The following is a 2,795-nucleotide window of genomic DNA, read 5'->3' as shown; positions in this document are numbered from 1 at the left end:
GTACCAATACGACGGCCAGGGCAATGTGGTGTCCAAGACCGACGCGATGGGCAAAGTTGCTCGCTACGTGTATGACGTTGTGGATCGCCAGACTTTTAGCATTGATGCTGCAGGCTATGTGACCGAACGCATCTACGACGCCGTCGGCAATGTCGTCGAAACCCGGCGTTACGCCGACAAACTCGACGCCAGCGCGCCGCGAGGCCCGACAGCGACCACCCACAGCGGCAAACAGGCGGTACGCATCGGGCATCAGGCTGGCACCAACAATGCGATCAACCACGACATCGGCCGCTTCCAAAAGGGCGACACCGTCACCGCCAGCGTGTGGTTCAAAACCGACAGCGAGACCAAGGGGCATCTGTTCCTGGGCAATCTGGGCGGCTCCCAGCCCTATAACAATGCCGTGGAGAGCATCGAGTATGGCAACGACGGCTGGCGTAAGCTGACGGTCAGCCGCACGCTGAGTGAAGACCTAGTCCTCAACATCCATATCTACGGCCCTCGAGATGGCGCGCCGAATCCGGTGGGCCACTCGGTGTTCTACGACGATTTGAGAGTGGAGAGCGTACAGCGCGGCGTGGTGCTGATCGATGGTTTCGAAGATGGCATCAACGGTTGGCATAAAGATGGCACCAGCGAACTGAGCGTGGCCAGCGTGTCGCTGAGTTCGGAAGATTGGACCGATGCGACGCTGCGGCAATATCTAAGCAGCCGGCCGGGCGGGGTGCAGCAACGGAGCCGTACGGTTTACGACACAGTGGGACGCGCCACCTACAGTATCGATGGCGAAGGCTATGTGACCGAACGCGTCTACGACGCCGTCGGCAATGTCGTCGAAACCCGGCGTTACGCCGACAAACTCGACGCCAGCGCACCGCGAGGCCCGACAGCGACCACCCACAGCGGCAAACAGGCGGTACGCATCGGGCATCAGGCCGGCACCAACAATGCGATCAACCACGACATCGGCCGTTTCCAAAAGGGCGACACCGTCACCGCCAGCGTTTGGTTCAAAACCGACAGCGAGACCAAGGGGCATCTGTTCCTGGGCAATCTGGGCGGCTCCCAGCCCTATAACAACGCTGTCGAGAGCATCGAGTATGGCAACGACGGCTGGCGTAAGCTGACGGTCAGCCGCACGCTGAGTGAAGACCTAGCCCTCAACATCCATATCTACGGCCCTCGAGATGGCGCGCCGAATCCGGCCGACCATCCGGTGTTCTACGACGATCTGAGAGTGGAAAGCGTGCAGCGCGGTGTGGTGTTGATTGACGGTTTCGAAGACGGCATTAATGGCTGGCATAGAGATGGCGTGAGCGAGCTGAGCGTGGCCAGCGTGCCGCTGAGTTCGGAAGATTGGACCGATGCGACGCTGAGGCAATATCTGAGCAGCAGGCCGGGCGGGGTGCAGCAACAGAGTCGCGCCGTTTACGACGCTGCCGGGCGGCAGCGCTTTGCGATCGATCCTCAGGGCTACCTGACGGAAACGCGCTACGGCGCGGCGGGTCAAGTCATTCAGACCCGGCGTTACGCGCAGGCCTTGAGCCTGGATAGTTCCCTCAGTCTGGCTCAACTCGAAGCCATGACGGCTCAGGCGTCCACCCCTCCCACCTTCAACGGTACCGCGGGTACCCAGGACAACGGCCGTCTTCACCTCATCAGCAAGTCGGAAACCGGCGGCAGTTGGGCCTCCCTCAACAGCGCGCGGCAAATGCCGGCGGGTAGCGCTTACCAGTTCGACCTGACGCCGAACCAGATTCAGTCTTCGCTGCATGCGATGCTAGAGAACGTGGGGGGTAAAACCGCACGTCTGGCGATCCTGCTCCAGCCCGACGGCCTCGTCTACGCCCAAATCGCCAACGCCAACGACCAATGGCGCGCCGTGCCGCTGGGGGCGTACCAGGCGGGCGTCACCTACACCGTTGAACTGACGACGAACAAGACCGGCGGAACCATACACTTCTACCCCAAAGGCGGCGATCGCCGGCAAGGCTATCGCTATGACGTCACGGGTGAGTATGACTGGTCCACCGTGCAACTGCGCTTTGCGACCCAGCGCGACCCTGGCTTGACGGTGGAAACCACTGCCGATATCGACAATATCGAAGAGCGGGGGCTTGAAGCGCAGAGCACCTCCTATGCTTACGACGCCGTCGGCCGCCTGATCGGCGAAACTCGCGGCGACGGCAAACAGCAGGCCAGCACCACCTACCAGCTGGACGCCTTGGGCAAACGCATCGTCGAAACCGACGCCAATGGCCACAGCACCCGCCGCGACTACGACCTGCTCGGCCGGCTGATCCGCGAAACCGACGCGCTGGGCGGCGTCACCGTCACCGAATACGACGCGGCCGGCAATGCGGTCAAGATCACCGACCCGCGCGGCTATAGCGGCTACAACTATTACGACGCGCTCGGCCGCCAGACCCTGCACATCGATCCCGAAGGCTACGCCACCGCCACCGAGTACGACGCGCTGGGCCAGACCACCCGCATCACTCGCTACGCCCAACGCGTCGACACCGCCGCGCTCAAACCCGGCCTGACGCCGACCCTGATTGTCGACGCCCAGCGCGATACGGTGACCCGGATCGAACACGATGCGCTGGGACGGCAAACCGTCCTCACCGACGCCGAAGGCGGCATCGAACGGATGGAGTACGACGGTCTGGGCAATAAGACCGCCTACACCAACCAACTGAATGGCGGCTATCGTTACGTCCACGACGCGCAGGGTCGGGTACTCAAAGAGATCAGTCCGTCGGGCATCGTCAAACGCTTCGAATACGACG

At 62.3% G+C, this 2,795-nt stretch carries 1 protein-coding gene; it reads left to right on the top strand.

Annotated elements, in window-relative coordinates; genetic code table 11:
• Positions 1 to 2,795: RHS repeat domain-containing protein (locus ACODRW_RS24200; protein ID WP_488906905.1), on the top strand; the 2,795-nt coding region annotated here is incomplete at both ends.

The sequence above is a fragment of the Chromobacterium sp. FG89 genome (assembly GCF_057808735.1).
This window is presented reverse-complemented; position numbering and strand designations above follow the sequence as displayed.